General features: G+C 69.2%; 24 protein-coding genes and 2 tRNA genes. 6 read left to right on the forward strand and 20 right to left on the reverse strand.

Features of this window, described 5'->3' with window-relative positions; genetic code table 11:
* Position 1: 1 nt before the first annotated feature.
* Both ACFFIO_RS10080 and pdhA read right to left on the reverse strand, forming a co-directional pair.
* Positions 2-1069: an alpha-ketoacid dehydrogenase subunit beta gene (locus ACFFIO_RS10080; RefSeq protein ID WP_378041468.1), complete on the reverse strand. Its 1068-nt coding sequence runs from the start codon at positions 1067-1069 to the stop codon at positions 2-4.
* A complete protein-coding gene (pdhA, locus tag ACFFIO_RS10085) occupies positions 1066-2208 on the reverse strand; it encodes a pyruvate dehydrogenase (acetyl-transferring) E1 component subunit alpha (RefSeq protein WP_378041470.1) in 1143 nt (380 codons plus the stop codon). The genes ACFFIO_RS10080 and pdhA overlap by 4 nt, the downstream gene beginning before the upstream one ends.
* Before the next feature lie 182 nt (positions 2209-2390).
* Here pdhA and ACFFIO_RS10090 point away from each other — a divergent pair, with 182 nt between their 5' ends.
* Positions 2391-2861: an Lrp/AsnC family transcriptional regulator gene (locus ACFFIO_RS10090; RefSeq protein ID WP_378041472.1), complete on the forward strand. Its 471-nt coding sequence runs from the start codon at positions 2391-2393 to the stop codon at positions 2859-2861.
* A gap of 37 nt (positions 2862-2898) precedes the next feature.
* Here the strand turns inward: ACFFIO_RS10090 and ACFFIO_RS10095 are convergent, their stop codons facing one another.
* The 6 genes from ACFFIO_RS10095 to rpsB form a co-directional block, all read right to left on the reverse strand.
* Positions 2899-3516 carry a DivIVA domain-containing protein gene (locus ACFFIO_RS10095; RefSeq protein ID WP_378041473.1) on the reverse strand — a complete coding sequence of 206 codons (618 nt, stop codon included), beginning with the start codon at positions 3514-3516 and terminating at the stop codon, positions 2899-2901.
* 120 nt (positions 3517-3636) lie between these two features.
* Positions 3637-4557: a phosphatidate cytidylyltransferase gene (locus ACFFIO_RS10100; protein WP_378041475.1), complete on the reverse strand. Its 921-nt coding sequence runs from the start codon at positions 4555-4557 to the stop codon at positions 3637-3639.
* A gap of 15 nt (positions 4558-4572) precedes the next feature.
* A complete protein-coding gene (frr, locus tag ACFFIO_RS10105) occupies positions 4573-5130 on the reverse strand; it encodes a ribosome recycling factor (RefSeq protein ID WP_378041476.1) in 558 nt (185 codons plus the stop codon).
* A 98-nt stretch (positions 5131-5228) separates the two neighbouring features.
* Entirely contained in the window at positions 5229-6047 is an 819-nt protein-coding gene (pyrH, locus tag ACFFIO_RS10110) for a UMP kinase (RefSeq protein ID WP_378041478.1), read from the reverse strand.
* A gap of 181 nt (positions 6048-6228) precedes the next feature.
* Positions 6229-7065 (reverse strand): translation elongation factor Ts, encoded by an 837-nt coding sequence (tsf, locus tag ACFFIO_RS10115; protein ID WP_378041479.1) that lies wholly within the window; start codon positions 7063-7065, stop codon positions 6229-6231.
* A gap of 125 nt (positions 7066-7190) precedes the next feature.
* Positions 7191-8144: a 30S ribosomal protein S2 gene (gene rpsB / locus ACFFIO_RS10120; RefSeq protein WP_378041481.1), complete on the reverse strand. Its 954-nt coding sequence runs from the start codon at positions 8142-8144 to the stop codon at positions 7191-7193.
* A 439-nt stretch (positions 8145-8583) separates the two neighbouring features.
* Here rpsB and ACFFIO_RS10125 point away from each other — a divergent pair, with 439 nt between their 5' ends.
* Positions 8584-9213 carry a peptidoglycan DD-metalloendopeptidase family protein gene (locus ACFFIO_RS10125; RefSeq protein WP_378041483.1) on the forward strand — a complete coding sequence of 210 codons (630 nt, stop codon included), beginning with the start codon at positions 8584-8586 and terminating at the stop codon, positions 9211-9213.
* A 6-nt stretch (positions 9214-9219) separates the two neighbouring features.
* Here ACFFIO_RS10125 and ACFFIO_RS10130 read toward each other — a convergent pair whose 3' ends face one another.
* Positions 9220-10368, reverse strand: coding sequence for a glycosyltransferase (locus ACFFIO_RS10130; RefSeq protein ID WP_378041485.1), 1149 nt, complete (start codon positions 10366-10368; stop codon positions 9220-9222).
* 361 nt (positions 10369-10729) lie between these two features.
* Here ACFFIO_RS10130 and ACFFIO_RS10135 point away from each other — a divergent pair, with 361 nt between their 5' ends.
* Positions 10730-11899 (forward strand): S-layer homology domain-containing protein, encoded by a 1170-nt coding sequence (locus ACFFIO_RS10135; RefSeq protein ID WP_378041487.1) that lies wholly within the window; start codon positions 10730-10732, stop codon positions 11897-11899.
* A gap of 16 nt (positions 11900-11915) precedes the next feature.
* On the opposite strand, the gene ACFFIO_RS10140 is transcribed toward ACFFIO_RS10135, so the two are convergent.
* From ACFFIO_RS10140 to ACFFIO_RS10180, 9 genes are all read right to left on the reverse strand, one after another.
* On the reverse strand, positions 11916-12086 hold the full coding sequence (locus tag ACFFIO_RS10140; protein WP_159549772.1) for a hypothetical protein: 171 nt from the start codon (positions 12084-12086) through the stop codon (positions 11916-11918).
* 150 nt (positions 12087-12236) lie between these two features.
* Positions 12237-12310: transfer RNA gene (locus tag ACFFIO_RS10145), tRNA-Ile, on the reverse strand.
* Positions 12311-12347: 37 nt separating this feature from the next.
* Positions 12348-13850 carry a lipase maturation factor family protein gene (locus ACFFIO_RS10150; protein ID WP_378041489.1) on the reverse strand — a complete coding sequence of 501 codons (1503 nt, stop codon included), beginning with the start codon at positions 13848-13850 and terminating at the stop codon, positions 12348-12350.
* Positions 13851-13860: 10 nt separating this feature from the next.
* Positions 13861-15060 carry a glycosyltransferase gene (locus tag ACFFIO_RS10155; protein ID WP_378041490.1) on the reverse strand — a complete coding sequence of 400 codons (1200 nt, stop codon included), beginning with the start codon at positions 15058-15060 and terminating at the stop codon, positions 13861-13863.
* Positions 15061-15113: 53 nt separating this feature from the next.
* Positions 15114-16028, reverse strand: coding sequence for a DMT family transporter (locus ACFFIO_RS10160; protein WP_378041492.1), 915 nt, complete (start codon positions 16026-16028; stop codon positions 15114-15116).
* Complete coding sequence (locus tag ACFFIO_RS10165; RefSeq protein ID WP_378041494.1) at positions 16025-16669, reverse strand: CDP-alcohol phosphatidyltransferase family protein; 645 nt, start codon at positions 16667-16669, stop codon at positions 16025-16027. Before ACFFIO_RS10165 ends, ACFFIO_RS10160 begins: the two co-directional genes overlap by 4 nt.
* Before the next feature lie 29 nt (positions 16670-16698).
* Positions 16699-17595: a phage holin family protein gene (locus ACFFIO_RS10170; protein WP_378041495.1), complete on the reverse strand. Its 897-nt coding sequence runs from the start codon at positions 17593-17595 to the stop codon at positions 16699-16701.
* Between the two features lie 228 nt (positions 17596-17823).
* A complete protein-coding gene (locus tag ACFFIO_RS10175) occupies positions 17824-18336 on the reverse strand; it encodes a ferritin (RefSeq protein ID WP_159549756.1) in 513 nt (170 codons plus the stop codon).
* Positions 18337-18446: 110 nt separating this feature from the next.
* On the reverse strand, positions 18447-19670 hold the full coding sequence (locus ACFFIO_RS10180) for an MFS transporter (RefSeq protein WP_378041497.1): 1224 nt from the start codon (positions 19668-19670) through the stop codon (positions 18447-18449).
* 372 nt (positions 19671-20042) lie between these two features.
* Here ACFFIO_RS10180 and ACFFIO_RS10185 point away from each other — a divergent pair, with 372 nt between their 5' ends.
* The gene (locus ACFFIO_RS10185; protein ID WP_378041588.1) at positions 20043-21623 is read left to right on the forward strand and encodes an ATP-binding cassette domain-containing protein; all 1581 of its coding nucleotides are present in this window, start codon (positions 20043-20045) and stop codon (positions 21621-21623) included.
* 39 nt (positions 21624-21662) lie between these two features.
* Here ACFFIO_RS10185 and ACFFIO_RS10190 read toward each other — a convergent pair whose 3' ends face one another.
* Entirely contained in the window at positions 21663-23183 is a 1521-nt protein-coding gene (locus ACFFIO_RS10190) for an MFS transporter (protein WP_446681842.1), read from the reverse strand.
* Positions 23184-23300: 117 nt separating this feature from the next.
* Here ACFFIO_RS10190 and ACFFIO_RS10195 point away from each other — a divergent pair.
* Together ACFFIO_RS10195 and ACFFIO_RS10200 are read left to right on the forward strand one after the other, a co-directional pair.
* A tRNA-Asn gene (locus ACFFIO_RS10195) sits at positions 23301-23376 on the forward strand.
* A 134-nt stretch (positions 23377-23510) separates the two neighbouring features.
* Complete coding sequence (locus tag ACFFIO_RS10200; protein WP_378041498.1) at positions 23511-24197, forward strand: PepSY domain-containing protein; 687 nt, start codon at positions 23511-23513, stop codon at positions 24195-24197.
* 66 nt (positions 24198-24263) lie between these two features.
* Here the strand turns inward: ACFFIO_RS10200 and dnaG are convergent, their stop codons facing one another.
* Positions 24264-26174, reverse strand: coding sequence for a DNA primase (gene dnaG, locus ACFFIO_RS10205; protein WP_378041500.1), 1911 nt, complete (start codon positions 26172-26174; stop codon positions 24264-24266).
* Positions 26175-26183 lie beyond the last annotated feature (9 nt).

Consider the following 26183-nt stretch of genomic DNA (forward strand, 5'->3'; position numbering starts at 1 on the left):
GTCAGGCTCCTGACGTGTGGTCGGACGCGGAACCCAGGGGTACGGGTGCCGCGAAGGGGTCCAGGGAATCGAGCGAGTGGGGGCGGCCCAGGGCCCGGTCCACGCCGTCGAGGATGCGGTCCAGGTCCGGCACGTGGTGGTGCTCGAGTTTCGCCGGCGGGTACGGGATGTCGAATCCGGTGACACGCACCGGCGGGTGCTCCAGCCAGTGGAAGCAGCGCTCGGTCACCGTGGCCGCGATCTCGGCGCCCAGCCCCCCGGTGCGGGAGGCCTCATGGGCGATCACCAGCCGGCCGGTCTTGCGCACGGAGGACTCGATGAGCCCGAAGTCGATCGGGGACAGTGACCTCAGGTCGATCACCTCGAGCGAGGCTCCCTCCGCGGCGGCGGCCTCCGCGGCCTGCAGGCAGGTCTTCACCAGCGGACCATAGGTCACCAGGGTGACATCGGATCCCTCGGCGGCCAGGGCGGCCGGGCCCAGAGGACGCAGCGGAGCCGTGAGGTCCACGGGAGCCTTGTCATGGTAGCGGCGTTTCGGCTCCAGGTAGACGACCGGGTCGTTGCTGGCGACGGCCGCGCGGATGAGGTCGAACCCCTCCTGCGGCGTGGAGGGGGAGACGACCCGTAACCCGGCCGTGTGCACGAAGTAGGCCTCGGGTGACTCCGAGTGGTGCTCCGGCGAGCCGATGCCGCCGCCGAACGGGATGCGGATGGTGATCGGCATGGTCACGGCCCCGTGGGTGCGGTGGTAGAGCTTGGCGACCTGGGAGACGATCTGGTCGAAGGACGGGTAGACGAACCCGTCGAACTGGATCTCCACGACGGGACGGTAGCCCCGATAGGCCAGGCCGACGGCAGTGCCCATGATGCCGGACTCGGCCAGGGGCGTGTCCACCACGCGGTCCTCTCCGAACTCGTCCTGCAGGCCGTCGGTGATGCGGAAGACTCCCCCGAGCTTGCCGATGTCCTCGCCCATGAGCAGGACGGCGGGGTCATCGGCCAGGGCGGCACGCAGGCCGGCATTGATGGCCTTGCCGAAGGTGAGATTCTCGGCGGCGGTGCCCGTCATCGCGCACCCGCTTCCAGTTGCGGTCCGTCGAACTGCTCCAGGTAGAGGCGGTAGTGCTCTCGCTGACGCTCCAGCTCGTGGTGCGGCTCCGCGTACACGTGGTCGAAGAGATCGGCCGGCTCCGGATCGGTCAGGGCGGCGACGCCGGCCCGCAGTTCCGCGGCCATGGCATCCGCCGCGGCCGTGGAGTCCGCTGTCAGTGCCTCGACGTCCTCCCCCAGCGCGGCCAGGTGCTTCTCGAGCCGGTCGATGGGGTCCTTCGCGCGCCAGGCCTCCACCTCCTCCGCGTCCCGGTAGCGGGTCGGATCGTCCGCGGTGGTGTGGGGGCCCATGCGGTAGGTCACCGCCTCGATGAAGGTCGGGCCGCCGCCGTTGCGGGCCCGTTCGAGGGCGCGGCGGGTGGCGGCCATGACCGCCAGGACGTCGTTGCCGTCCACACGCATGGCGGGGATGCCGAAGCCCCAGGGACGGTCGGCGATGTGGCGCTTGGCCTGCAGACCGACCGGCTCGGAGATCGCCCAATGGTTGTTCTGGCAGAAGAACACCACGGGGGCGTGGAAGCTGGCGGCGAAGACCATGGCCTCGTTGACGTCGCCCTGGCTGGTGGCACCGTCGCCGAAGTAGCCGATGGCCGCCGCGTCCGCGCCGTCCCGGGTGATGCCCATGGCGTAGCCGACGGCATGCAGCGCCTGCGCGCCGATGATGATCTGCTGGGCCGCGAAGTTGTGGTCCTGGGGCTTCCAGCCGGCGAACGTGGCACCGCGCCACAGGCGGACCAGGCCCAGCGGGTCGACGCCCCGCAAGTAGGCCACGCCGTTCTCGCGGTAGGAGGGGAAGACGTAATCATCATCCTGCATGGCCACGGCGGAACCGGCCTGCGCGGCCTCCTGGCCCAGCAGCGGCGGCCACAGGGCGAGCTCTCCCTGGCGCTGGAGGTGCGTGCACTCCGTGTCGATCCGGCGGATGAGGGTCATGTCCCGGTGCAGGGATGTCAGCATCGCGGGGGTGACGTCCTCCAGCCAGGGATCCAGGTCATGGTCCGGACGGCGATGGCCCTCCGGGGTGAGCACCTGGAGCAGATCGGGTTCGGGGACGTGGGGCATGCCGGTGGATGGGGGAATCAGGCTGGTGGATCCCATGGTGACCTCCTCGTTCAGGCCCGCACCCGGTGGGGTGCCGTGCCATAGCCGTGGACGCGGTCAGGGTGTCGACCGCTGTTCCTGTGATGCTAGTCACAGCCGCAGCGTTGCACAAGGTACGCTGTTCGCACTGGGCATCCTGCCCAGCGACAGCCCGAGGCCCTCCAGGGAAAGTGAGCATCATGCGCACGTTGGACACCACCGACTTGAGACTCCTCGTGGAACTCTCGAAGACACCGGATGCCACCACCGTGGCCCTTGCCCAGGCCCTTTCCCTGTCCCGCAACACCGTCCAGGCGCGCTTGGTCCGGCTCACTGAGGAGGGGGTGTTCCTGCCCTTCGAACGCCGGATCAGCATGGACGCCCTCGGGCACCCGCTGACGGCGTTCGTGCAGATCCACGTCCATCAGCAGCAACTCACCGAGATCACCGCGGAACTGCGCGGGATTCCCGAAGTGGTCCAGGCCCACGGCCTGACCGGCTCGGCGGATGTCCTGGCCCGGGTGGCGGCCCGGAACGCGGAGGACCTGTTCAGGATCCACTCACGGATCCTGCAGATCGACGGGGTGGACCGCGCGGACACGTCCCTGGCCATGACCGAGCTGGTCGCCTGGCGGACGGTGCCGCTCGTCGAGTCACTCCTGGGCGGCTAGAGACGGTTCGGGCGGACCAGTCGACCCGGTCGGTACGTCAGTCGAGGACGGACAGCACGTCGATGGCGGCGTCGAGGAACGCGTCCACCTGTGCCTCGTCATAGCCCTCGGTGCCGGGAGCGGCCGCGAACACCGCCCTGCGCACGTCATCGGCACTCAGGTCGGCACCCCCCGGGCGATCGTCGAAGCGAGCCGAGAGGCGGTGGCACAGGGCGTCCACCTCGGCCCGGTCGTAACTGCCGTCCCGGTCCCGGGCCGGGCGGCGGAACCGCTCGCCGTCGGGGCGGTCGAGACGGCCCCGGAGGACGTCGATGGAGGCGTCGACCCGGCCCGTCCAGGCATCCTCGCCCTCGACCTCGATGCGCCGTTCGCGCTCAGACCGGGCGAGGGCGTCCTCGAGCCGGTCCAGGACGTCGTCGACCTGGTTGGCCTGGTAGCCGCCTTTGACCGCATCGAAGGTGATGTGGCGGATGTCGGCTGAGCGCAGGTCTCCACCGCCCTCATAGGCGACTCGGGCCCGGGCCAGGAACCGGTCCACCTGCTTGCGGTGGTATCCGAAGGTGCGCCGGTCCGCGAGGTCGAAGGGTTGGCGGTCGGCCGACCGCATCACCTGCTGCTGGAGTCCTTCGGAATCCTGCCGCGTGCCGTGGTCCATCAAGAAGGCTCCTTCAAAAGAGTGTGGGGTCCGCCAACGTGTCCATCGTAGCCAGCGGGACCGGCAGATCCCGTGAGGCCGCCGGGGTGTCAGGCCTATCTCACGCCCCGCACCCCGCACTCACACGAAGGGCAGCGCGAAGACCATGTAGGCGACCGGGGCGGAGAACACGAGCGAGTCCAGCCGGTCCATGGCACCGCCGTGGCCGGGCAGCATCGAACCCATGTCCTTGATGTTCAGCTCGCGCTTGATCATGGACTCGGCGAAGTCCCCCGCGGTCGCCGAGGCCACGGTCAGGAGGCCGAGCAGGCTGCCGACCCACCACGGGTGGTCCAGGAACAGGTGGACCGCGGCCGTGCCCACCATCACGGAGCCGGCCACCGACCCGGCGAAGCCCTCCCAGGACTTCTTGGGACTGATTTTGGGCGCCATGGGGTGTTTGCCGAAACTGGCGCCGACGATGTAGCCGAAGGTGTCATTGGAGACCACCATGAGCAGCATGCAGGCAACCATGAGGTTGCCCTGCTCCTGGCCCAGCAGGGCGATCGCGAAGGACAGCAGGAACGGCACCCAGAGGACGATGAAGGCGGAGGCCATCACGGACTCCCCCTGGGCGGGCAGGTCCTCGACCACCGACCAGACCAGGACCAGCAGGAGCGTACCCAGCAGGGCCAGCACCAGGGCCTCGACCCCGCCGGCGAAGGCACCCAGTGGCATCGCCACAGCCCCGGCCCAGAGCGGCACCCGGGGGATGCCGAGGCCGCGCCGCGAGATGGCCTGCGCGGTTTCCGTGACTCCCAGCAGCAGCAGTGCGATGACGAGGATCGCCAGCACCACCGGAAACCAGATCAACCCGACGAGGGCGCCACCGAGCAGCAGCAGGCCGACGGTGATGGCCGCCGGGAGGTTACGGCCGGCCTTGGCCTGGCGCGCCCGGGCGGCCTCCTGCTCCCGCCGCTGCCGCCGGGTCACCGGTGGTTCCGGTTGCGGAACCGGCGGCAGGACCGGCTGCGAGGCAGCGGGTGCGGAGGGATCAGTCATGGTGTGGTGGGGTGCTCAGACCTCGAGGAGTTCCGTTTCCTTACGCTTGGCCATCTCGTCGATCTCGTCCGTGAACCGACGGGTCATGGCGTCGAGTTCCTTCTCGGCGCGTGTCCCCTCGTCCTCGCCGACATCTCCGTCCTTGACCATCTTGTCCAGGGTCTCCTTGGTCTTGCGGCGCGTGTTGCGCAGGGAGACCTTGTGGTCCTCGGCCTTGGTCTTGATGAGCTTGACGTACTCCTTGCGGCGCTCCTCGGTCAGCTCGGGCATCACCACGCGGATGACCTTGCCGTCGTTGGACGGGTTCGCGCCGACCTCGGAGTCCGAGAGGGCCTTCTCAATGTTGCGCAGTGCGGACACGTCGAACGGCGCGATCAGCAGGGTGCGGGCGTCAGTGGTGGTGAAGGAGGCGAGCTGCTGCAGCGGCGTGTAGGAGCCGTAGTAGTCCACCATGACCTTGGAGTAGAGCCCGGGGTTCGCCCGGCCGGTGCGGACTGAGCCGAAGTCCTCGCGGGTGGCCTCGATCGTCTTCTCCATCTGCTCAGTGGCAGCCTGAAGGGTTTCCTGCGTCACGTTGTCTCCTGGGTTCTGGTGCGGTTGTGGTCAATCCTAGGACACCCGCTGGCGCGGCGGTCCCAGGAGGGCGTTCCGGACGGACCGGGCGGTGCAGGTCAGAGGGTGACCGTGGTGCCGATCCTCTCACCCAACAGTGCCTGGGTGACGTTGCCCTGGCCCTCCATGCCGAACACCATCATGGACAGTCCGTTGTCCTTGCACATGGTCATCGCGGTCTGGTCCATCACCCGGATGTCGTTCAGCAGCGCCTCGTCATAGGTGAGGTGCTCGTACTTCCGTGCAGCGGGGTCCTTCTTCGGGTCTGCGGTGTAGACGCCGTCCACGCCGGACTTGGCCATGAGCACCTCGTCGGCACCGATCTCCAGGGCACGCTGGGCGGCCACGGTGTCCGTGGAGAAGTACGGCAGGCCGGTGCCGGCCCCGAAGATCACCACGCGGCCCTTCTGCATGTGACGGATGGCACGCAGCGGGATGTACGGCTCGGCGACCTGTTCCATGTGGATGGCGGACTGGACGCGGGTGGACACTCCGGCCTGCTCCAGGAAATCCTGCAGCGCCAGGCAGTTCATGACGGTGCCGAGCATGCCCATGTAATCGGCACGCCGGCGATCCATGCCGTTCTCGGAGAGCTCTGCTCCGCGGAAGAAGTTGCCGCCACCGACAACGATGGCGATCTCGACCTCCCCCCGGGCATCGGCGATCTGCTCGGCCATGCCGCGCACCGTGTCCGGATCCACGCCGACCTTGCCGCCACCGAAGACCTCACCGGAGAGCTTGAGCAGCACCCGGCGCTTCCCGGTCCTGCCGGGATTGCCGCGGGTGTCACCGGCTTGGGCCTGCTGCAGGTCCCGGGATTCGTTGAAGGACGTGGCGTCGCGGATGTCCGGGGTGGTTCGCTGGTCAGTGCTCTCCATGGGCTGGCCTCCTGGGCTCATCGGGACTGGCGGTGGTGGCGGTGCACCACATGAGGGTGGTTCGTCGGGCAGAGCAAAGGGGGTGGCCATCCATGTTGGATGACCACCCCCTTTTCAGACTCGTCCGCTGCGCGGTCGGTCCGATCCTACCGCGTGGGCAGGGGCCCGCCGTGCGGGTCGGTCAGTTGCCGACGCGGAAGCGGGCGAAACCGGCGACGGCGGTGCCGGCCTCGGTCAGGACCTTGCCGACGGTCTGCTTCGGGTCCTTGGCGAACGGCTGGTCCACGAGCACGATCTCCTTGAAGAAGCCGGTCAGGCGGCCCTCCACGATCTTGGCCATGGCCTGCTCCGGCTTGCCCTCGGCACGGGCCGTCTCGTCGGCGATGCGACGCTCGTTCTCGACGGTCTCGGCCGGCACATCCTCGCGGGACAGGTAGGTCGGGGCGAAGGCGGCGGTGTGCACGGCGACGTCGTGAGCGGCGGTCTGCGCGGCCTCGGAGTCGGCATCCACGGCCATCAGCACGCCCACCTGGGCGGGAAGGTCCTTGGAGGTCTTGTGCAGGTAGGCGTCCACGAAGGCACCTTCCACGCGGGCGATGCGGCGGACGACGACCTTCTCGCCGAGGACAGCGCCCTCGTCGACGACGTGCTCGCCCAGGGTGCGGCCGTTGAACTCGGAGGCCAGCAGGGCCTCGAGATCGGCTGCACCGGTGGAGACGGCCTGCTCGAGGACGACGTTGCCCAGCTCGATGAACTTCTCGTTCTTGGCGACGAAGTCGGTCTCGCAGTTGATCTCGATCATGACGCCGGTGCCGTCCTTGACGACGGCGGCGACCAGGCCCTCGACGGCCGCACGGCCCTCGCGCTTGGTGGCGCCCTTGAGGCCCTTCACGCGGATGATCTCGATCGCCTTGTCGCTGTCGCCGTTGGCCTCGTCGAGCGCCTTCTTGACGTCCATCATTCCGGCGCCGGTGCGCTCGCGCAGGGCCTTGATGTCAGCTGCGGTGTAGTTCGCCATGCGTGGTACCCATCCTTACCTGTAGCGGGATTGTCCCGAAGTGGTGTTGTGGTGCTTGGTTCTGGTGCCCGGACCTGCTCCGGGCAGACACCGGCCGGCCCCACAGGGGGCCGGCCGGTGGTGGATCACTTGGCCTCGGGGGCCTCTACTGCCGGTGCCTCGGTGCCCTCGGCGGCCTCGGCCACCTCGGAGGCGTCCGCCGAAGCCGGAACGTCCTGTGCGGCTTCGACATCGGCCTGGGCGGCCTGCTCGCCCTGCGGAGAGGACATGCCGCCCGTGGCGGGGCCGGCCTCCGGAGCTGAGGCCTGCTCGGCCTGGTGCTGCTCGAGGAGCTCGCGCTCCCACTCGGCCATCGGCTCTTCGGCGGCCTGACCGCCGGACTTGCCCTGGTTGCGGGCGATGAGGCCCTCGGCCACGGCGTCGGCAACAACGCGGGTCAGCAGGTTGACGGAGCGGATCGCGTCGTCGTTGCCCGGGATCGGGTAGGTGACCTCGTCCGGATCGCAGTTGGTGTCCAGGATGGCGACCACCGGGATGCCCAGCTTCTGGGCCTCGTCCACGGCGAGGTGCTCCTTCTTGGTGTCCACGATCCAGACGGCGGAGGGGGTCCGGGTCATGTTGCGGATACCGCCGAGGTTGGACTCCAGCTTGGTCAGCTCGCGCTGCAGCAGGAGGAGTTCCTTCTTGGTGTGGCCGGAACCGGCAACGTCCTCGAAGTCGATCTCCTCGAGCTCCTTCATGCGCTGCACGCGCTTGGAGACCGTGGCGAAGTTGGTGAGCATGCCGCCGAGCCAACGGTGGTTGACGTAGGGCATGCCCACGCGGGTGGCCTGCTCGGCGATGGCTTCCTGACCCTGCTTCTTGGTGCCGACGAAGAGGATGGTGCCGCCGTGGGCCACCGTCTCCTTGACGAATTCGAAGGCCCGGTCGATGTAGGACAGGGACTGCTGCAGGTCGATGATATAGATGCCGTTGCGCTCGGTGAAGATGAAGCGCTTCATCTTGGGGTTCCAGCGGCGGGTCTGGTGTCCGAAGTGGACGCCGGAGTCCAGCAGCTGGCGCATGGTGACGACAGGCATGTCGCTCCTTGTATGTTGTCGGTTGACGACCGTTCCATGGTGGTCCGGTCCCTGGCATGTCCTGCAGGCGAACCCGGCATTCCCGACGCTGACCCGTGTCACCCGCTCAGCGGGTGTTCGGGACCGATGGTGGGAACCTGCCGCACCCGTGAGGGCCGGCATCAGTCATACGCGTAGTCAGCGGCGCACTCCGCACGTCATCGCTGACGGCAAGGGCACACAACTGCTGGATCAATCTTACCCCAGCCGGATCCATGCTCCGAACCGTCCGGCTTCCGGCCTGCCCTGCTGCTTCGGCCTTTCCGACCCGTGGCCCCTCGCTGTTCCGGATCTCCGGCGGTCCATCTCCGCTCCTCCACAGGGAACCGGTCCAGCGTGGTCGTCCACCAACGGTCCGCCCCATCCCCCACGCACGACGCCGGTCCCCCAGTCTGGAGTCATGTCACCTTGGTCCTGGCCCACCCTTCCCACCGACGGCGGCCGCCGCTTCCCGCTGATGCTGCGCCTGCTCGGCCTGGCGACCCTGGGGCTGACAGTCCCGGCCTCCGTCCCGGCCTTCGCAGAGGTATCGGCGCCTGCCCGTGAGGTGGAGAAGCCGGTTCACGGGCAGGTGGCGAGCACCTGGGTGCCACCCACCTCGGGTGCGGTCCTGTGGGCCTTCGATCCACCCCCCGAACCGTGGGCGGCCGGCCACCGCGGCGTGGACTGGGAGACAGCGGAGGACGAGGTCGTGGCCCCCGGGGCCGGGACGGTGCGCTTCGCCGGACCGGTGGCAGGGCGACCCGTCATCACGCTCGCCCACGCCAACGGCATGCTCTCGAGCCTGGAACCGGTCACGGTCGCGGAGCACTGGTCCGTCGGGGACCGCGTGGAAGCCGGAGAACTGCTGGGCACCGTGGCCCCGGAGGCTGGACACTGCCCCCAGCGTTGCGTGCACTGGGGAGTGCGCATCCCGGATGGCTGGATGGTCGATGGCGCGGCCTGGGACCGCTACATCGATCCGCTGGTGCTGCTGGGCTGGTCCGGACCGTCGGTCCTGTGGCCGCTCGAGGGCGGGCCGCCCAGGTAGGGGCTGCTAGGTGGAACGGGACCGCCGCTCGGCGATGTCCCGGGCCAGGTCCACGAGCCCTCGTGCGGAGGCATCCCAGCTGAACAGGCCGGCACGCTCGGTCGCCGCCCGGGACGCCGCGGCGAAGACCTCAGGATCCTCCAGCTCACGGATCCGGGCGGCCACCTCGGCCGGCGAGGTGTCCGCCGGGTGGGCGGCCGCTCCGCCACCGGGGGCGGAAGGCCCGAGGGGCACGAAACGTGCGGCGCCGCCGTCGGGCCCGCCGATCTCCCGGAAGATCTCCGCATCCGAGACCACCACCGGGGTTCCCTGCGCCATGGCCTCGGCGAGGGGCAGGCCATAGCCCTCCGCCCGGGAGAGGGTCACGAGCGCGGTGGCTGAACGCAACAGCTCAACGTAGTCCTCGTCCGTGGTGCCGTGATGGAAGACCACCGCCTCCTCCCCGGCACCTGCCGCGCGGGCCACCTCCACGAGTTCGTGTTCCCGGTCAGCAGAGATCCGGGAGAGCAGGTGCAGTCGATAGCCGGGCAGGTGGGCCATGGCCCGGATGAGGGTCTGGACGTTCTTGTAGTCCATGAAGGAGCCCATGTAGACCAGCGACTGCTCCGGGGCCCGGTCGGGATCACGGGGCCGGTCCACCGGTTGCGGCGCGTTGCCGATGATGCGGATCTCACGCCGGGTGAGCCGGTGACGCCGCATCAGCGTGCGGGTGGTCTCGGAGACGGTGGCCACGGCGTCAGCCCGGTCCAGGACCAGCCGCTGGGGCCAGTACGCCAGGTGGAAGGCCCGCCAGAGGAGTTTGACCGGCCCCGGCATGTCCGCCGGCGGGGTGCGGTGCTGGTAGTAGATCAGGTCATGCAGGGTCAGGATCAGTCCGTAGTCCCGGCCGGCGGAGCCCATGGTCTGCATGGGCGAGAAGACGATGTCCGGCCGGTGCGGATTGAGCTGCCGGGCCAGGAACGGTTCGGCCGGGGAGGTCGGGTCCGTGACCTTCACCCACGGCAAGCTGGCCGGCAACATGTGCAGCTGGGCCTCGTCCGAGATGATCATGGTGACCTCCACCTCCGGTGCGAGGCGTGCGGCTGCGGCAATGAGGCTGGCACCGTAGCGCGAGATGCCGTCATGGAATCCGATCCGGGTGTAGCGGGCGTCCATGAACAGACGTATGGGTCGTTGTCGCGAAACGCCCGTGGCTCGGGCTGCTGAGGGGACCTGGGGGGTCTCGGAAGTCTCGGGGGCTGGCACGGTTCCACGGTACCGGGCAACAGGACCCAGGTCGGTGAGGCGCCTGAGGCATATGTCTCCGGTGAAGCGTGGGACCTTGAGGTGTCAGTTCCATAACAGTGGGATATCCTGACTCCTGGCCCGATGTCTTTCGGGCGGGTAGCTCCTGACCCGCCGGTGGGCCGCCGCCCCCGCGCCCCTTTCTCTGGACTGTCCCTGGGTTCTCCTTGGACACGGCTTGTCCGGCGTGGGACCTGTCATGCTCGTGATTCGCACCTTGAAGGGGACCACTATGTCTTCACCCGCTCGCCCCTCCGCCCGGTTCCCCCGCGCGCAACGACCCTTCCGGCACCGCGTTGCAGCCTTCATCGGTGCTACGGCCCTGGTGGCCTCCGTCGCCACCACTGGCGTGGCGGCGGACGTGATGACGGCCGTCCCGGCCTCGGCCGCCCAGTGCTCCTCATCCAACTTCTCCGACGTCAAGAAGACCAACAAGACGTACTACTCCGCCGTGACCTGGGCGTACTGCAAGGGAATCACCACGGGCCACGCCAATGGCAGTTTTGGCCTGTACCAGAACATCACCCGCGCCGAGGCGGCCACCTACCTCTTCCGCCAGGTCACCCCGAAGTACATCCGAAACGGGAGGAAGTACTTCACTGACGTGCCCGCAACGGGACAGTCCTATTCCGGTCCGATCACCTGGATGGCCCAGGCCGGCGTGACCGCAGGTCATGCCGATCGATCGTTCGGGGTGACCCGGAACGTCACCCGTGGCGAGATGGCGGCCTTCATCTACCGACTGGCGGGGGCCACGAAGAAGGGCCCGAGCCGCTCCCCCTTCAAGGACATGGGCTGGTCCACGGCTTTCTACCATGAGGCCAGCTGGCTGCGGACGAACGGCATCTCCCGCGGCTACGCCGACGGCACCTTCCGACCGCAGCAGAGAATCACGCGCGGCGAGACCGCCATCATGCTCCAGAACGCCCACCGCTTCATCGCCCACCGGGGTGACGTCAGCACCCCCTCCATCAGCCCGTTGCCGAGCCAGACGGACAAGCCCTCCACCACAGCCCCGTCCTGGAGCAAGAAGGTCGTCACCTGGGCCACCGCCAAGGCGAAGGACCCCCGTGCGCAGTACCAGTGGGGCGGGAACGGGCCCTGGGAGTACGACTGCTCAGGTTTCACCGTGGGCGCCTTCAAGGCCGCCGGACGGTCACTCCCCCGCACCGCGAAGGCCCAGTACGGAGCCGCCACGTCCTATGTGCCCGTCTCCCAGGCGAAACCCGGCGATCTGGTCTATTGGTCCAACAACGGCGCCGGATCCGGGGTCTATCACATCGCCGTGGTGATCGGGGGCGGCAAGATCGCCCACGCCCGCAACGAGAACGAGGGCCTGTCCATCACCAGCATCAACTACAGCCCGTACAACATGCTGGCGAAGGCCGGCCGCTACTACTGAGAGACCGCGGGCCGGGTCAGGACTTCACATCGACCTTGGGACCGCCGGTCAGTGTCCCTCGCACGAGGGCAAAGGCTTCCGCCAGCGCTCGGATGGACTTGGGACTGTCACTCTCCGCGACCTGTTCGGTGATCTTCTTCAGGAGGGCCGTGGCCGCTTCCTCGCGTGCTTCTGTGTATGCAGACATTCGATTCTCCCATCGGGTGGATGCCGGTCTGTCCGACTCATTCCACCGTACCCGCCGAGGGGACGACGCGATGTCCGCCCTCCTCCTCTGACATGTGGTGCAGCCGCTCGGAGGAGGACGAGAGGAAGACATCGACGATCGCCCTAGAGGTAGGGCGTGCGGGACTTGAACCCGCGACCCAGGGATTATGAGTCCCCTGCTCTGACCAACTGAGCTAACGCCCCTCGGCGCACGGCTGTGCCGGGCGCGCAAGTGTCCATCCTAGCGGGCGGCGACGGGCCCGATGACGGTCCGGCCGTCGTCGCGCATCCAGTAGTGCCCGGTCTCGCGGCGCTCCGCACGCGTGGTGAAGCGGTACCGGAAGGACCTCACGCGGATGAATCGCGGCGGCCGGCCGGCGCAGGGGTCCTGGCGCAGCAACCGCAGCACGGCCGGGTCCGCCACCAGGAGCCGGGCCAACAGGGTGTGGAACCAGCGCTGGTGGAGACCGCTGAGCGGAAGGAACCACATCATCCAGTCCAACCGCAGGTGATAGGGCGCCCATTGCCGCGGCCGGCGCCGGACGTCGCCGGGCTTGCCCTTGAACTCGTAGGGCCGCCAATCAGCCTCGTCCTCCGGCGGGTGGTCCCCGGAGCCTGCCTCGGTGGCCTCGATGATGATCTCGATCCGCTGCCGGGTCACCGAACCGAAGGCCCCGTAGGCGTTGCCCAGCTGCCACCGGTTGAAGGAGGCGTTCATCAGCTGGCGGCGGGAGAACAGGTTCCGCAGGGCCGGCACGGACGCCACGATCAGGGCCACCGATCCGGCGAGGACGATCACGGTCCAGTACACGGGGACGCCGGCGGCGGACCCGCCGCTCGCCGTGCCGGACTCCAGCGCGGCGCCTGCGCCCAGGTCCGCTGGCAGGGCCGGGATGAGGCGGTGCAGCACCGCGTCTCCCAGGGCAGCGGCGGCGAGGACGATCGTGGCCCAGTTCAGCCAGGCGAAATTGCCGGTCGCCACGAGCCAGAGCTGGGTCAGGATGATCGCTCCGGCGCCGATCGAGGCCACCGGCTGGGGCAGGAAGAGCAGGAACGGCACCCCGAGCTGGGCCACGTGGTTGCCGACCACCTCGCAGCGGTGCCACCACGGGGGCTTGAGGTGTGCCTGCCGGCTGAGCGGATTCGGCATCGGCTGCGTCTGGTGGTGATAGTCCAGCGCGGTGAGGTCCCGCCACTCGGGGCCACCGCGCATCTTGATCATCCCGGCCCCGAACTCGAGGCGGAACACCAGCCAGACGACGAGGACCAGCACCGGTGCCGGCGGCGGCACCTGCTGGGAGCCGAGCAGGCCCACCGTGAATCCGGCCTCGAGCAGCAGCATCTCCCAGCCGAAGCCGTAGAACACATGCCCGATGTTCACCACGGACAGGTACAGCCCGTACAGCCCCAGGAACAGCGCGAGCGGCAGCCACGGCGGCCCGGTCTGCGGGATCCCCGCCACGAGGAGTGCGGAGACCGCCATCCCGACGACGGCCAGTACCACCAGCCGGCGGTCGCTGTAGCCCCAGCGGCGAAAGAGGGTGGGCCCGCGCTGACGTCCGGCTGCCAGCAGCTCCGGGGCCGGAAGCAGGCCTCGCTCCCCCAGCAGGGGACGGAACTGGTTCAGCGTGGACAGGAACGCGACGAGATACAGGGCCGCGACCCCGCGTTGCAGGATCTCCCGCGCCCATTCTCCGTCAGGGGCCGCGAGCCAGCCCGGCAGGATCTCGGTGAACCACTCCACGCGGCCGATCCTAGAGCAGTGCGCGGACCTCTTCAGCGGTTGCTCCGCGGTAGAGCATCTCGAACAGGTCGATCGTCTTCTCCTGGGAGTGCTGGACCGCCCGGTCGTGGGAGGAAGCCCCCATCCGCGCCCGCTCCTGATCACTCGCCGTCAGCACGGCGGTGAGTTTCTCCGCCAGGTCCTGCGGGTCACCCGGCGTGAACAGGTACCCGTTGTCACCATCCGAGACCAGGTGCGGCAGCGCCAGGGCATCGGCCAGGACCACGGGGCGGGAGGCGCTCATGGCCTCGAGGGAGACCAACGACTGCAGCTCGGCCGTGCCGGGCTGGCAGAAGACGTCGGCGCGCAGGTAGACCCGGTGCAGTTCGGCGTCGCTGACGTGGCCGAGGAAATGCACCCGGTCCTGGAGTCCCAGCTCGTCCACGAGGGCGCGCAGGCCGGTGCGCTGTTCGCCGTCGCCCACGATCTCCAGGTGGGCCCCCACCGTGGAGGCCAACTCGCCGATGGCGCGGATGAGCACGTCCACGTTCTTCTCCACCGCGAGGCGGCCGACGAACAGGACCGTCGGGTGCTCCCGGCGCTCGACCGTCTCCCCCGGGGCCAACTCGTACGCGGAGGAGTCGATGCCGTTGGAGATCGGCAGCACGAAGTCCAGCCCGGCGTTCTCGGCCATGGTCTTGGCCGCCAGCGCCGTGGGCGTGGTGACGGCGGCCGTCTTGCGCATCAGGCGGCCCATGTCCCGCCAGGAGTTCTTGGACACGATGTCCAGGAACCACTGTGGGAACGGCAGGAAGGGCTCCAGGTTCTCCGGCATGAAGTGGTTGGTGGCGATGGTGCGGATGCGCCGCTTCTCCGCCTCCTTGATGGCGGCCTCGCCGATCATGTAGTGGCACTGCACGTGCACCACGTCCGGGCGGATCTCCTCGAGCAGGGCGCCGATGGATTGACTGGCGTGCCGGCGGGACACGAGCCGGTAGTACTCGTGGGTGGGCGCGGCCACGGACTGCAGCCGGTGGACGGTGGCCTCGTCGTTGTACTGGACGGAGTCAGGTCCGGACTCGTTGCGGGCGGCGACCACGTGGACCTCGTGGCCGCGCGCATGCAGGGCCCGGGCCAGCCGGTAGCAGAAGACGGAGGCCCCGTTGACGTCCGGCGGGTAGGTGTCCGCCGCGATGAGGACCTTCAGTTTGCGGTCGGTTGCTGCCGTCACGGGCAAGGGGCTCCTGTCTGGTGGGGGCCGGTGCCGCTCGGAACCGGACCGTACTAGTCCTCGGCCGGCGCACTGGCCGCACGGCGACGTTGTTCGCGGCGCTTGATCACGTCCGGGTGATGACGTGACAAGGCAACGACTCCGAGCGTAGCAATGGCGGCCGCCACCACCATGCATAAACCCACCCACCAGGGCAGATTCGGTTGAAGCTCACCCAACACGATGATGCCGGTGAGGACACCGACCATCGGGTCGACCACCGTCAGGCCGGCGACCACGAGGTCCGGCGGGCCGTACCGATGCGCCATCTGGACGAAATAGACGCCGAGGAGCCCGGCCAGGGCCATGATGCCCAGCTGATACCAGGGAATGCCGAGCAGTCCACCGGCATCACCACGGAGCAGGTGGATCGAGGCCAGGCGAACGAAGACCGCCACGAAGCCGAACAGCACGCCGGCGCCGAGGATGAACAGGAAGGCGCTGGGCCGGCGTCGGGACATCACCGCCACGAGGCCGAAGACGGCCGTGGCGGTGAGCGCGACGATCGCCGTGAGGTGCTCCTGCACCAGCGTGGGCGCCGGGTTCTCCTCCGTGGCGATGAAGGCGATCAGCACGAATCCCGCTGAGCCTGCCACGCACGCGACGATGGCCCAGATCGTGACGCGGTTGAGCTTCAGGCGCTGGATCCGGGCGTTGAGCACCGTGGTGATGACCACGGCGACGGCACCGATCGGCTGCACCACCGTCAGCGGGGCGGTGGCCAGGGCGTAGACGTTGAGGATGATCCCCAGGATCATGAGGGCGCCGCCGGCCAGCCACACGGGGGAACCGAAGAGGCTCAGGAACCCGGACCGGGGATGGATGCGGAGGTGGGCCTCGTGGCGGCGGACGCCGACGGACTGGCGTTCACTGCCCAGGGCCAGGCAGCAGGCGGCCAGCAGGGCCGCCAGGATGGAGAGCCATTTCATGCGAGGGACCAGCTGGCCCGGTCTCGGGGGTCGATGCCCCGTTTCCGGAGTTCGCGGTGCTTGCGCACACAGCCGGCCAGGTAGTCCCCGGCGGCCCAGATGTGCCCGGCACAGCCGAGCCCCAGCAGGATGGTGGCGGCCACCGTGAGGGCGTCCTCGGCCAGCCCGGGCACCTGCCCCAGGAGCAGCAACGGCGTGCCCACGAGCAACAGTGCCGTGCGGATCTTGCCCAGGGCGGTCACCTCGAGTTCAGGGCTGCCGCGGAACAGGATGAGGGCGGTGATCCCCAGGACCAGGTCCGGGGCCAGGACGCTGACCACCAGCCACAGGGGGGCGATGCCGGCGAGCACCATGGTGACCACGATGACCATGAGGGACAACCGGTCCGCCATCGGGTCGAGCCACTGGCCCACCGTGGAGATCTGGTTGAAGCGGCGGGCGATGTAGCCGTCCACCCAGTCAGTGCAGGAGAGCACGGCGAGGACGATGAAGGCGGCCAGGTACTGCTGTGTGAAGACGAGCCAGACGAAGAACGGGACCAGGCAGAACCGCGCGAGCGTGATGGCATTCGGGACGGTCCAGAACCGGTCCGTGACCACGTAGTCGATATCGTCCCGGGTGCCCGCACCGATCAAACGCATGGAGTGACTCGCGCCCGCCGTGGGCGCGGCTACTTCTTGAGCTGGCGGGCGAACACCGCGACGGCGGTGGTCGCGGCACCGAGCATCGCCAGCGGCTGCCACCGGTCCTTCACGAATTCGCCGGCGTCGTTGGCCTTCTGGCCAGCCCGGGCGCCGGTGTGGTGCGGAGCGGTCGGCGAGGTCGGATCCGGCTCGGCGGAGCCTGCACCGGCGCTGGACGAATCGCCCTTGAACTGGGAGGTGAAGGCGGAGAACTGGGACTTGACGTCCGTCTTCTCCTCCAGGCCCGAGCGGATGTCACCCAGGTGCTGGCGCCGCAACTGGGTGCGGCGGCGCAACTCGGCGTAGGACGGGCTCTGAACCGTGGCGTGCTGCGGGGCCTCGCCACGCTTCTTGGCGGCCTTGTCCTCTGCGGCAGCGGCCTTGCGGCGTTCGGCGTCGCGGGCGGCGGCGACCTTCTTCTCCTCGGCCTTCTGGGCCTCGAGGCGGTCGAACTCCGCCGGGTCGAAGGCGTTGCCCTCCTTGAGATACCCCACGTCGTACTTCACGCCCTGGATGGTCTCGGCGGGGACCAGCGGCATGGCGGCCTTCACACGGAACACCCCGATCAGGAGGAAGATCAGGGCGACCAGCAGGGCGCCGGCCGCCACCATGAGGGCGGAGAACCAGATGGGCCGGTCCTGGGCGAAGCCGCCGATCATCGCGACGATCAGTGCCACGACCATGATGAACAGGAATACCAGGCCGACGACGGCGAGACCGACCCCGATCCCGGCGGTGATCGCCTTCTTGCCCATCTGGCTCTTGACCATGGCCAGCTCGTCCTTGAGCTGCAGGGGAAGCAGGCGGCCCGCCGTGGTCACCAGGTCTGGCAACGAGCTGGAGCGGGTTTGGTCCGTCACGCGGGGAGAACTCTGGTTGGCCATGTGAGTGTGCCTTCCCTGTGGTCTACGACTGGAATTCGGTGCTGCCCCGGACCGGTCCGGGCAGGTCAAACCTACCACCGACCGTCCTTTCCCAGAGATCGTCCCAGGATCGTCGCTTGACAGTTCAAGCTACGCGAGTAGGGTCGAGCTGAAGTCGGCGCCCTCTCTCCCCCTGATGAGCGGCGCCGGCTTCTGCGATCTCCGGTCGGGTCTCCCCGAGGGCGGTCATCAGGCCTCGGTGGTCCCCACGGAACGCGAGCCCAGCTCGGCGTCCAGACGCAACAGGCCGGCGCCGTCATTGCCGATGAGCTTGATGCGGCCGATGATCTCGCTGACCGTGGCCTCCTCCTCGATCTGCTCGTCCACGAACCAGTTCAGCAGCGGACGGGAGTCCAGGTCGCCGGCGGCCTCGGTCTCCCGGTACAGGTCGCGGATGGCGTTGGACACCTTGATCTCGTTGGCCAGGGACTCCTCGAAGATCTCCAGCGGGCTCAGGCCGGCCCGCACCACGGGGGCGTTGATCGCGCCGATCTCGGCATGGTTGCCGCGGTCCACCACGTGGTCGATGAACTTGTTGGCGTGGACGATCTCCTCGTCGGCCTGGTGGCGTAGCCACGAGCCGAACCCGGTCAGGTCCTGCTCATCCGCCTCGATGGCCAGCTGGCGGTAGGCCAGGGAGGACTCGAACTCGAGGGTGATCTGTTCGTTGAACTTCTTCAAGAGGTCTTCTGAGATCTTCATGGGACCACAGTAGAACCGCACGAGCGCCTTGTCACCGAAGGAAAGGCTCTGCTAAAGAAGGCAAGGCTCGGCTCATCAGCACGTCCAATGCGCCGACGCGCGGACCCGGCTCAGAACCGGGCCGCCGGGGAACTGACGCGATGGCTCAGGACCAGCTGGAGGGCGGAGACGGCCATCACCACCACGATGGCGGCGGTCCAGTCCCCCAGCAGCCCGTTCATCAGCCCCAGGCCGAAGGGGCCCAGCGCGGCGCCCAGGTACCCCAGTGACTGGGCCAGCGTGGACAGCGCCGTGGTCTCGGCCGGGGTGTCCCCGCTGCGGCTGATCAGGAGCATCAGCAGCGGGAACACGCAGAAGCCGAGCCCCATGAGGATGGAGGTGCCGATGACCCAGTCCACCGGGGCCAGCAGCAGGACCACGTAACCGGCCAGGGAGGCGCCGCAGGTGATCATGAACGCCGTGCGCAGCAGCCAGGGACGGCCGGCGAGCGTCAGCAGCACCATCATCGTGGGGATGCCGACCAGCTGCATCAGGCCCAGCATCAGCCCGGCCGTGGTCGCATCCAGCCCCCGGGAGATGAGGATGTGCGGGTACCAGCCGAGGACTCCGTACGCCAGGAACGCCTGGGCGGCGAACAGCGCCGTGAACAACTGTCCCTTGCGTGTCCTCAGCAGCGCCCACGGCGAGACGTAGGGCACGTCCCGGCGTGCGGCCCAGTCCCCGGACAACCGGCTGCGCACCGCGAGTGGGACGAACACCGCGAGCGCGACGGCGGCCGGGACCGCCCAGGCGGCCAGACCTGCGGTGGGCGAACCCAGTCCGCGGGCCACGGGGACGGCGAGCGCTGCCGCCGCGGTGGCGCCGATCGTCATGGAGACCGTGTACATCCCCGTCATCGTGGCGGCCCTGGCCCCGTGGTGCTGGCGGATGTAGGTGGGCATCGCCACGTTGCAGACGGCCAGGCCGCACATGCCGATCACGGTGCCGACCAGCAGCAGGGCGGTGGACTCGAAGACGCGCAGGGCCAGTCCCCCGGTGAGCAGCGCCAGGGCCAGCGCGATGGCCGGCTCCAGCCCACACCGGCGCACCAGCCAGGCGGTGCCCGCGCCGGCCACCGCGAAGCAAAGCACGGGGATGGTCGGCAGCAGGGAGGCGGTGAGCGGCCCATAGCCGAGCAGGATCTGCAGGTCCTCGAACAACGGCCCGGCCGAGGCGATGCCGGCCCTCAGGTTCAGGCCGATCAGTACGACGGCGAGAACGGAGACCAGCACGGAGCGGGTCCGCCGGCCGGCCGGTCCGGAGGGTTCGGGTGGCCCTCCGGGCGTGCTCGTCATGCCTTGAGACTAGTCCAGCCCCACGGAGGACAACGGTCCACAACGGACGGCAGGGCACAGGCGAGAACGGACAAGAACAGACGGGACCTGATTAGAATGGTCGGCATGGTTCACACCAGCATCGCGATGATCAGGATACGTCCCGGCCGCTGACGGCGGCCCGGTGAGACACCCCACGATCAACTGATCCACCCCCGACCGCCGTCCCGGATCCTGCCGGGCGGTCCTTTGACGTGCCCGGCTCCCTGACGAGTCGAAAGCACTACCGTGAACCCACGTTTCCCTGAACACCCTTCCTCCCCCGCCGACCACCGCACGGAGTCTGCGCTTCCCGCGGGCGGTGCCGCCCATCTCCGCGCGGACGGCCTCTGCGTGGTGCGCGGCGGCCGAGAGATCCTCCGTGACGCCAGCGTCACCGTCTCCCCCCGTTCCCGCCTCGCCATCGTCGGCGAGAACGGCCGCGGCAAGAGCACCCTGCTGCACGTCCTCGCCGGAACCCTGAGGCCCGACGCCGGCTCGGTCACCCGGGTGGGCACGCTCGGCGTGGCCGAGCAGACCCTCGACGCCGGCCCCGGCCAGACCGTGGGCTCGCTCGTGGGCGAGGCGATCGGGGCCTCACAGCGGGCCCTGGAGGCCTTGGACGCTGCGGCGGACGCCCTGGCCCGGGGCTCGACCGGTGCGGATGATGACTATGCGGCCGCCCTGGAGACGGCCACCGTCCTCGACGCTTGGGACGCCGAACGCCGGGTGGACATGGCGCTGGCGGCGCTGGACGCCGTGAAGGACCGGTCCCGCCTGCTCGCGGAGTTGTCCGTGGGCCAGCGGTACCGGGTCCGGCTGGCCTGCGTGCTCGGTGCGCGGTACGACACGCTGCTGCTGGACGAGCCGACCAATCACCTCGACGCTGGCAGCCTGGACTTCCTGACCGCGAGCCTGCGCGAGCATCCCGGCGGGCTGGCCCTGGTCTCCCACGACCGGACCCTGTTGCGGGATGTGGCGGAGGAGTTCCTCGACCTGGACCCCAGCGTGGACGGACGGCCCGCCCTCTACGCCGGCGGCTATGACGGGTGGCAATCGGGCCGGACCGCCGCCCGTGAACGCTGGGTGCAGGCCCATGAGGCCCAACGGGCCGAGCACCACCGCCTGGCCGAGGCCGCCGACGCGGCGCGGGACCGGCTGGAATCCGCGTGGCGACCGGACAAGGGCCATGGCAAGCACCAACGCCAGAGCCGGGCGCCCGGCGTCGTGCAGGCCGTGAAGCGGCGCCAGGCGGACCTGGAGGCTCACCGCATCTGGATGCCGGAACCACCGGCGCAGCTGACCTTCCCGGACCTGGCCGTGCGGGCCGGACAACCGTTGGTGCACTGCAGTGGGGTGACGGTGGCCGGCCGGCTGAGGGAGCCGGTGGACCTGCGGCTGGCCGGAGGTGAGCGCCTGCTCGTGACCGGGCCCAACGGGGCGGGCAAATCCACCCTGCTGGAGGTGCTGGCCGGCGGGCTCGCACCGGATGCCGGCGAGGTGCGGCAATCCTCTGAGGCCCGGATCGCGCTGGTGGGCCAGGAGCCCCCTGTCTGGCCGGCGCGGATGCTCGCCCACGAGCTGTACCGGGACCACGCGTACCGGCTGCTCGCGGCCGGCACCCACTCCGAGGAGGACCTGGTGCCGCTGGGTGCCACCGGGCTGCTGGACGCGGAGGCACGGCGCACCCCGGTCGGCGCCCTGTCCGCCGGGCAGCGGAGCCGGCTGCACCTGGCCCTGCGGCTGGCGGAGCGGCCGGGCCTGCTGCTGCTGGACGAGCCCAGCAACCATCTGTCCGCACCGGTGGTGGACGCCCTCACCGAGGCGCTGCTGGTCACCCGGGCGGCCGTCGTCGTCGCGACGCACGACCGGCAGCTGCTGCGCGACCTGGCCGCCTGGCCCCGGCTGGAGTTGGAGGGACCCGACGGTGGGTGATGCTCCCCTGACAGGGCGTGACGGCCTGCGCCGGCCGGGCTAGTGGTTGCTCTCGTAGGCGCTGGCCGGGGTTCCGGGGCCGTAGTGGCGCAGGAGCCACCCGGTGGCTACGGCGCAGACCGAGACGACGGCGGTGATGATGGCGAGCACGGTCACGAACGCCGTGTCATACGCGGCGCCTGCGGCTGCCAGCACGGCCGGGTCACCGGGGGCCACCGTCACGGCCTGGGACATGCTGTCCGCCGCTCCCGCCGGGGCGCCGGACGGCAGCTGGACGGTCAGGGTGTAGACGAGGGTGGCGAGGCTGCCGAGGATCGCGACGGCCAGCAGGTTGCCGAACTCGTAGGACACCTCCTCCACGGAGGAGGCCATGCCGGCCTGCCGTGCCGGGACGTTGCCGATGATGGCCGTGGACGCCACGGACATGGCCGCGCCCATGCCGGCACCGGTCAGCACCAGTCCGGTGACCAGCAGGCCCACGTGCGTGGTGGCGCCGAGCGCCGCCAGGGTCATGCCGAGCGTGCCGAGGATGAAGCCGCCGGTGATGAGCGTGCGTAGTCCGAGCACGTGCAGCGTGGCTCCTCCGGCGAGGGAGGTGAGAAGTGACCCTGCGGCGAGTGCGGCGACCAGGAGCCCGGATTGGAGCGGCGTGTAGCCCTCGACCAGCTGGAAGCGCTGCGTGGTGACCAGCTGCACGCCGCCGATCACGAACATCGAGCAGGCCGCCGCCAGGAACCCGGCGGAGAAGGCCCGGTTGCGGAAGACGGCGAAGTCCAGGACGGGATCCTCCAACTCACGTTGGCGCCGGACGAACAGCCAGGCCCCGGCCACGGCGCAGGCGGCGGTGACCGCCGGCAGTGACCCCGAGGGGTCCGGGCCGGTGGCCTCCTTGATCGCGAAGACAGCTCCCGTGAGGGCGGCCATGGCGTACAGGGAGGACAGCGCGTCCCAGGACTTGGACCGGTCCGGGCGGGCCCGCGGCGCCACCCAGGGAGTCAGGACCAGGGCGCCCAGAACGACCGGGACGTTGATGAGGAACACGGAGCCCCACCAGAAGTGCTCCAGCAGCAGGCCGCCGACGATCGGTCCCAGTGCCGCCCCGACCACGGAGATGCTCCCCCAGACGCCGATGGCGACATTGCGCTGGCGGACATCGTCGAAGCCGATGCGGATCAGGGCCAGGGTGGCCGGCATCATGCACGCGGCGCCCACGGCCAACAGGGCCCGTGAGGCGATCAGGACGGTGACGCCGGGCGCGAAGGCCGCCACGAGGGACGCGGCCCCGAACAGCACCAGGCCGATGAGGAAGAGCCTCCGATGTCCGTACCGGTCCCCCAGCGTTCCCGCGCCCAGCAGCAGACCGCACATCACGAGTGGATAGGCGTTGATGATCCACAGTGATTCCGAGGCCGTTGCCCCGAGCTCAGCCGTCAAGGTCGGCAGCGCGGTGTAGAGGATCGTGTTGTCCAGGGTGATCAGCAACACTCCGGCGCTGACGGCGACCAGCAGCAGCCACCGGCGCAACGGTGTCATCTCGGCGGGTGTGGAGGACGTGGTCACCGAAAAACTCTAGCCGTGCCAGGGGCTGGCAGGATTCCCTGCGCCGATTTCACAGTTCCGCCGAACTTCGGTACAGTGGAACCCGCTGTCATGCAGTTCCACGAACAGCACCAGCGGTCCCCCGTAGCTCAATTGGCAGAGCATTCGACTGTTAATCGAAGGGTTACTGGTTCGAGTCCAGTCGGGGGAGCCACACTCGCGAAGTCCCCATCCTGATCCCAGGATGGGGACTTCGTGTTTCCGCCGCAGTGCGTTCGGCAGGCCCTTCTCATCGGCGCTTCATCGGACTCTCATGACCGGCTCATGCCGATTTGGCACACTGGTGCCATGATGCAGAAGAAGGTAGCCCAGAAAACGTTCACCCAGACCCTCGCGTGGACCGGGACCGGTGTCCTGGCCCTGGCCTTGCTGACCGGATGTTCGGTGGCCGAACCGGACAACTCTGATGACACCGCCACCACCGCCACCTCTGGCGCTGCGGCGGAGACATCGGACGCCACCGATGACAGCACCGGCGGGGCGACCGGCGACCAGTCGGCCTCGGCGTCGGCGTCGGCCACCGATGCCAGCACGTCCACGTCCGGTGAGACCACCGCCGCGGTGGCCGGGGGCGACCCGGTGTTCGCGGCCATCGATGCGTTCCTCGCCGAGCAGGAGGGCGCCCTCATCGTGGAGATCGATCTGGACGACAACGACACGCGCTATGACATCGAGGCCGTCGTCGGCGACCAGATCCTCGACTTCGACGTCACCCTGGACGGCGAGGTCCGCGAGGACACCGATGATGACGACGACGACCAGGACGACATCCGCCGCGCCCAGGAGGCGGACATCACCGCCGAGGAGGCCGCCCGTGCCGCCCTGGAGGGCCGCGACGGCAGCACCATCGACAGCCTGAGCCTGGATGACGATGACAACGCCCTGCACTGGGAGGTCGAGCTCGACAACGCCCAGGGCGAGGACGACGACCTGCACGTCGACGCCATGACCGGCGCGGTCACCACCGACAACTGACCGGTCAGTCCCTGCGCGCCCGGCTCGAAGGCCGGCGCGGTGCCGGCTCCGCGCCGGCACCGGCCATCAGTCCCGGGCGCGCAGGGACCGGCGCTTCATCTCCAGGTCCACCAGCTGGCGGTTCAGCGCGGCGAACTCCGCCGGATCACCCTGGGGGCCCAGGCGCTGCAGCCGGCCCATGAGGTCGCCCTTCTGATGGGTGATCTGCAGTTCGAACAGCCGGTTCATGATGTCCCGGCAGTACCGCACCAAGTCCTCCGAGGTCCGCGCCGGCAACGGCGTCACGGCCAGTTCGCTGACGAGTGATCCCAGTTCGACCGGCACCTCCTGGCGGACCTGTTCCACCCACTGTGACGGGGTGGCACCGGCCATGCCGGCGGCACGGATCCCGGAGTGGATGACGGCGTAGGCGGGCACCTTGAAGTCGGCGACGTAGAACGCCTGCCACTGCTCCGCCGAGAGCAGGGTCGGCTGCTGGAGCACCACTTCGAGCGCCTCTTTCTCCATGCGGGCCGCTGGATCTCGCACGTCCGGGCGCTGGAAGCCCGACCCCGCTCCCCCGGGCCGGCCGGCGTCGCCCTCGGCGCCGTGCCCAGCCGACCTGCCGCCGTCGGAACGTCCCCGGCGATGTCCCGACGCCGGCGAGGCCGCCGCACGCTGCGCGCTCTGCACCGCGCGGTGCACGGTGGCCGGCTCCATGCCGAGCCAGCCGGCCAGCTCCCGCTCATAGCCGGGGCGGACGACGGAGTCGCGGATGCCGGCGACGATGGGGGCGGCGTGCCGCAGTGCACCGGTGCGGCCCTCCACGGTGTCCAGGTTGAAGTTCTTCATCCCCGCCTTGATGGCGAACTCGAACAGCGGGCGGCGCGAGTCGATCAGCGCCACGACCGCCTCCGGACCCTTGTCCTGGCGCAGGTCACAGGGGTCCATCCCGGACGGTTCCACGGCCACGAAGGTCTTGGCGAGGAACTTGTTGTCCTCCTCGAAGGCCCGCAGCGCGGCCTTCTGCCCCGCGGCGTCCCCATCGAAGGTGAAGACGATCTCCCCGCCCGTGCCGTCGTCCGAGATCAGCCGGCGGGCGATCTTGACGTGGTCCGAGCCGAAGGCGGTGCCACAGGTGGCGACGGCGGTGTCCACCCCGGACAGGTGCGCGGCCATGACATCCGTGTAACCCTCGACGACCACGAGCTGGCGTTTCTTGGCGATGTTCCGCTTGGCCAGGTCGATCCCGTAGAGGACCTGGGACTTCTTGTAGAGACCGGTCTCCGGGGTGTTGAGGTACTTGGGACCGGGATCGTCCTCGAAGAGCTTGCGGGCACCGAATCCGATGGTCGCGCCGGTCATGTCCCGGATGGGCCAGACCAGCCGGCCCCGGAAACGGTCATAGATACCGCGCTGACCTTCCGAGAACAGCCCGGTGAGCCTCAGTTCATCCTCACGGAAGCCCTTGCGCTGTAGGTGCTTGAGCAGGTTGTCCCAGCCCTGCGGGGCGTAGCCGACACCGAAGTGCTGGGCGTGCTCGGCGGTGAATCCCCGGCCGGCGAGGAACTGCTGCCCGGTGGCCGCACCGGGGGTGCCGAGCTGGTCCCGGAAGTACTCGTCGGCGATCTTGTTGGCCTCGAGCAGCCGCTGGCGGCGGCCGACCTGCTCCTTGTCCGGGCCGGAGCCGCCGTCCTCGTAGTGCAGTTCGATGTTGGCTCGCGCGGCCAGCCGCTCGACGGTCTCGGCGAAGGTGGTGTGCTCCATCTTCATCAGGAACGCGATGGCGTCCCCGGACTCCCCACAGCCGAAGCAGTGATAGGTGCCGACCGAGGGGCGGACGTGGAAGGAGGGGCTGCGCTCATCGTGGAAGGGGCACAGTCCCTTGTAGGATCCGACGCCGGCGCTGCGCAGCGTCACGAAGGCGTCCACGATCTCCTTGAGGTCCGATCGCTCGCGGACAAGATCGATGTCCTCGCGTTTGATCAGGCCTGCCATGCAGACAGT

The organism is Citricoccus parietis, from assembly GCF_042433045.1.
GTDB classification, from domain to species: domain Bacteria; phylum Actinomycetota; class Actinomycetes; order Actinomycetales; family Micrococcaceae; genus Citricoccus; species Citricoccus parietis.

What these genes read in the sequence shown, in the direction of transcription:
- ACFFIO_RS10140 (WP_159549772.1), bottom strand. Translation starts at nt 12,086, where the DNA reads ATGTCTGCATACACAGAAGCACGCGAGGAAGCGGCCACGGCCCTCCTG.
- ACFFIO_RS10130 (WP_378041485.1), bottom strand. Translation starts at nt 10,368, where the DNA reads ATGGACGCCCGCTACACCCGGATCGGATTCCATGACGGCATCTCGCGC.
- ACFFIO_RS10080 (WP_378041468.1), bottom strand. Translation starts at nt 1,069, where the DNA reads ATGACGGGCACCGCCGCCGAGAATCTCACCTTCGGCAAGGCCATCAAT.
- ACFFIO_RS10160 (WP_378041492.1), bottom strand. Translation starts at nt 16,028, where the DNA reads ATGAAATGGCTCTCCATCCTGGCGGCCCTGCTGGCCGCCTGCTGCCTG.
- ACFFIO_RS10165 (WP_378041494.1), bottom strand. Translation starts at nt 16,669, where the DNA reads ATGCGTTTGATCGGTGCGGGCACCCGGGACGATATCGACTACGTGGTC.
- dnaG (WP_378041500.1), bottom strand. Translation starts at nt 26,174, where the DNA reads ATGGCAGGCCTGATCAAACGCGAGGACATCGATCTTGTCCGCGAGCGA.
- ACFFIO_RS10170 (WP_378041495.1), bottom strand. Translation starts at nt 17,595, where the DNA reads ATGGCCAACCAGAGTTCTCCCCGCGTGACGGACCAAACCCGCTCCAGC.
- ACFFIO_RS10175 (WP_159549756.1), bottom strand. Translation starts at nt 18,336, where the DNA reads ATGAAGATCTCAGAAGACCTCTTGAAGAAGTTCAACGAACAGATCACC.
- ACFFIO_RS10100 (WP_378041475.1), bottom strand. Translation starts at nt 4,557, where the DNA reads ATGACTGATCCCTCCGCACCCGCTGCCTCGCAGCCGGTCCTGCCGCCG.
- pdhA (WP_378041470.1), bottom strand. Translation starts at nt 2,208, where the DNA reads ATGGGATCCACCAGCCTGATTCCCCCATCCACCGGCATGCCCCACGTC.
- ACFFIO_RS10090 (WP_378041472.1), top strand. Translation starts at nt 2,391, where the DNA reads ATGCGCACGTTGGACACCACCGACTTGAGACTCCTCGTGGAACTCTCG.
- ACFFIO_RS10095 (WP_378041473.1), bottom strand. Translation starts at nt 3,516, where the DNA reads ATGGACCACGGCACGCGGCAGGATTCCGAAGGACTCCAGCAGCAGGTG.
- ACFFIO_RS10125 (WP_378041483.1), top strand. Translation starts at nt 8,584, where the DNA reads ATGTCACCTTGGTCCTGGCCCACCCTTCCCACCGACGGCGGCCGCCGC.
- pyrH (WP_378041478.1), bottom strand. Translation starts at nt 6,047, where the DNA reads ATGGAGAGCACTGACCAGCGAACCACCCCGGACATCCGCGACGCCACG.
- tsf (WP_378041479.1), bottom strand. Translation starts at nt 7,065, where the DNA reads ATGGCGAACTACACCGCAGCTGACATCAAGGCCCTGCGCGAGCGCACC.
- rpsB (WP_378041481.1), bottom strand. Translation starts at nt 8,144, where the DNA reads ATGCCTGTCGTCACCATGCGCCAGCTGCTGGACTCCGGCGTCCACTTC.
- ACFFIO_RS10200 (WP_378041498.1), top strand. Translation starts at nt 23,511, where the DNA reads ATGATGCAGAAGAAGGTAGCCCAGAAAACGTTCACCCAGACCCTCGCG.
- ACFFIO_RS10135 (WP_378041487.1), top strand. Translation starts at nt 10,730, where the DNA reads ATGTCTTCACCCGCTCGCCCCTCCGCCCGGTTCCCCCGCGCGCAACGA.
- ACFFIO_RS10180 (WP_378041497.1), bottom strand. Translation starts at nt 19,670, where the DNA reads ATGACGAGCACGCCCGGAGGGCCACCCGAACCCTCCGGACCGGCCGGC.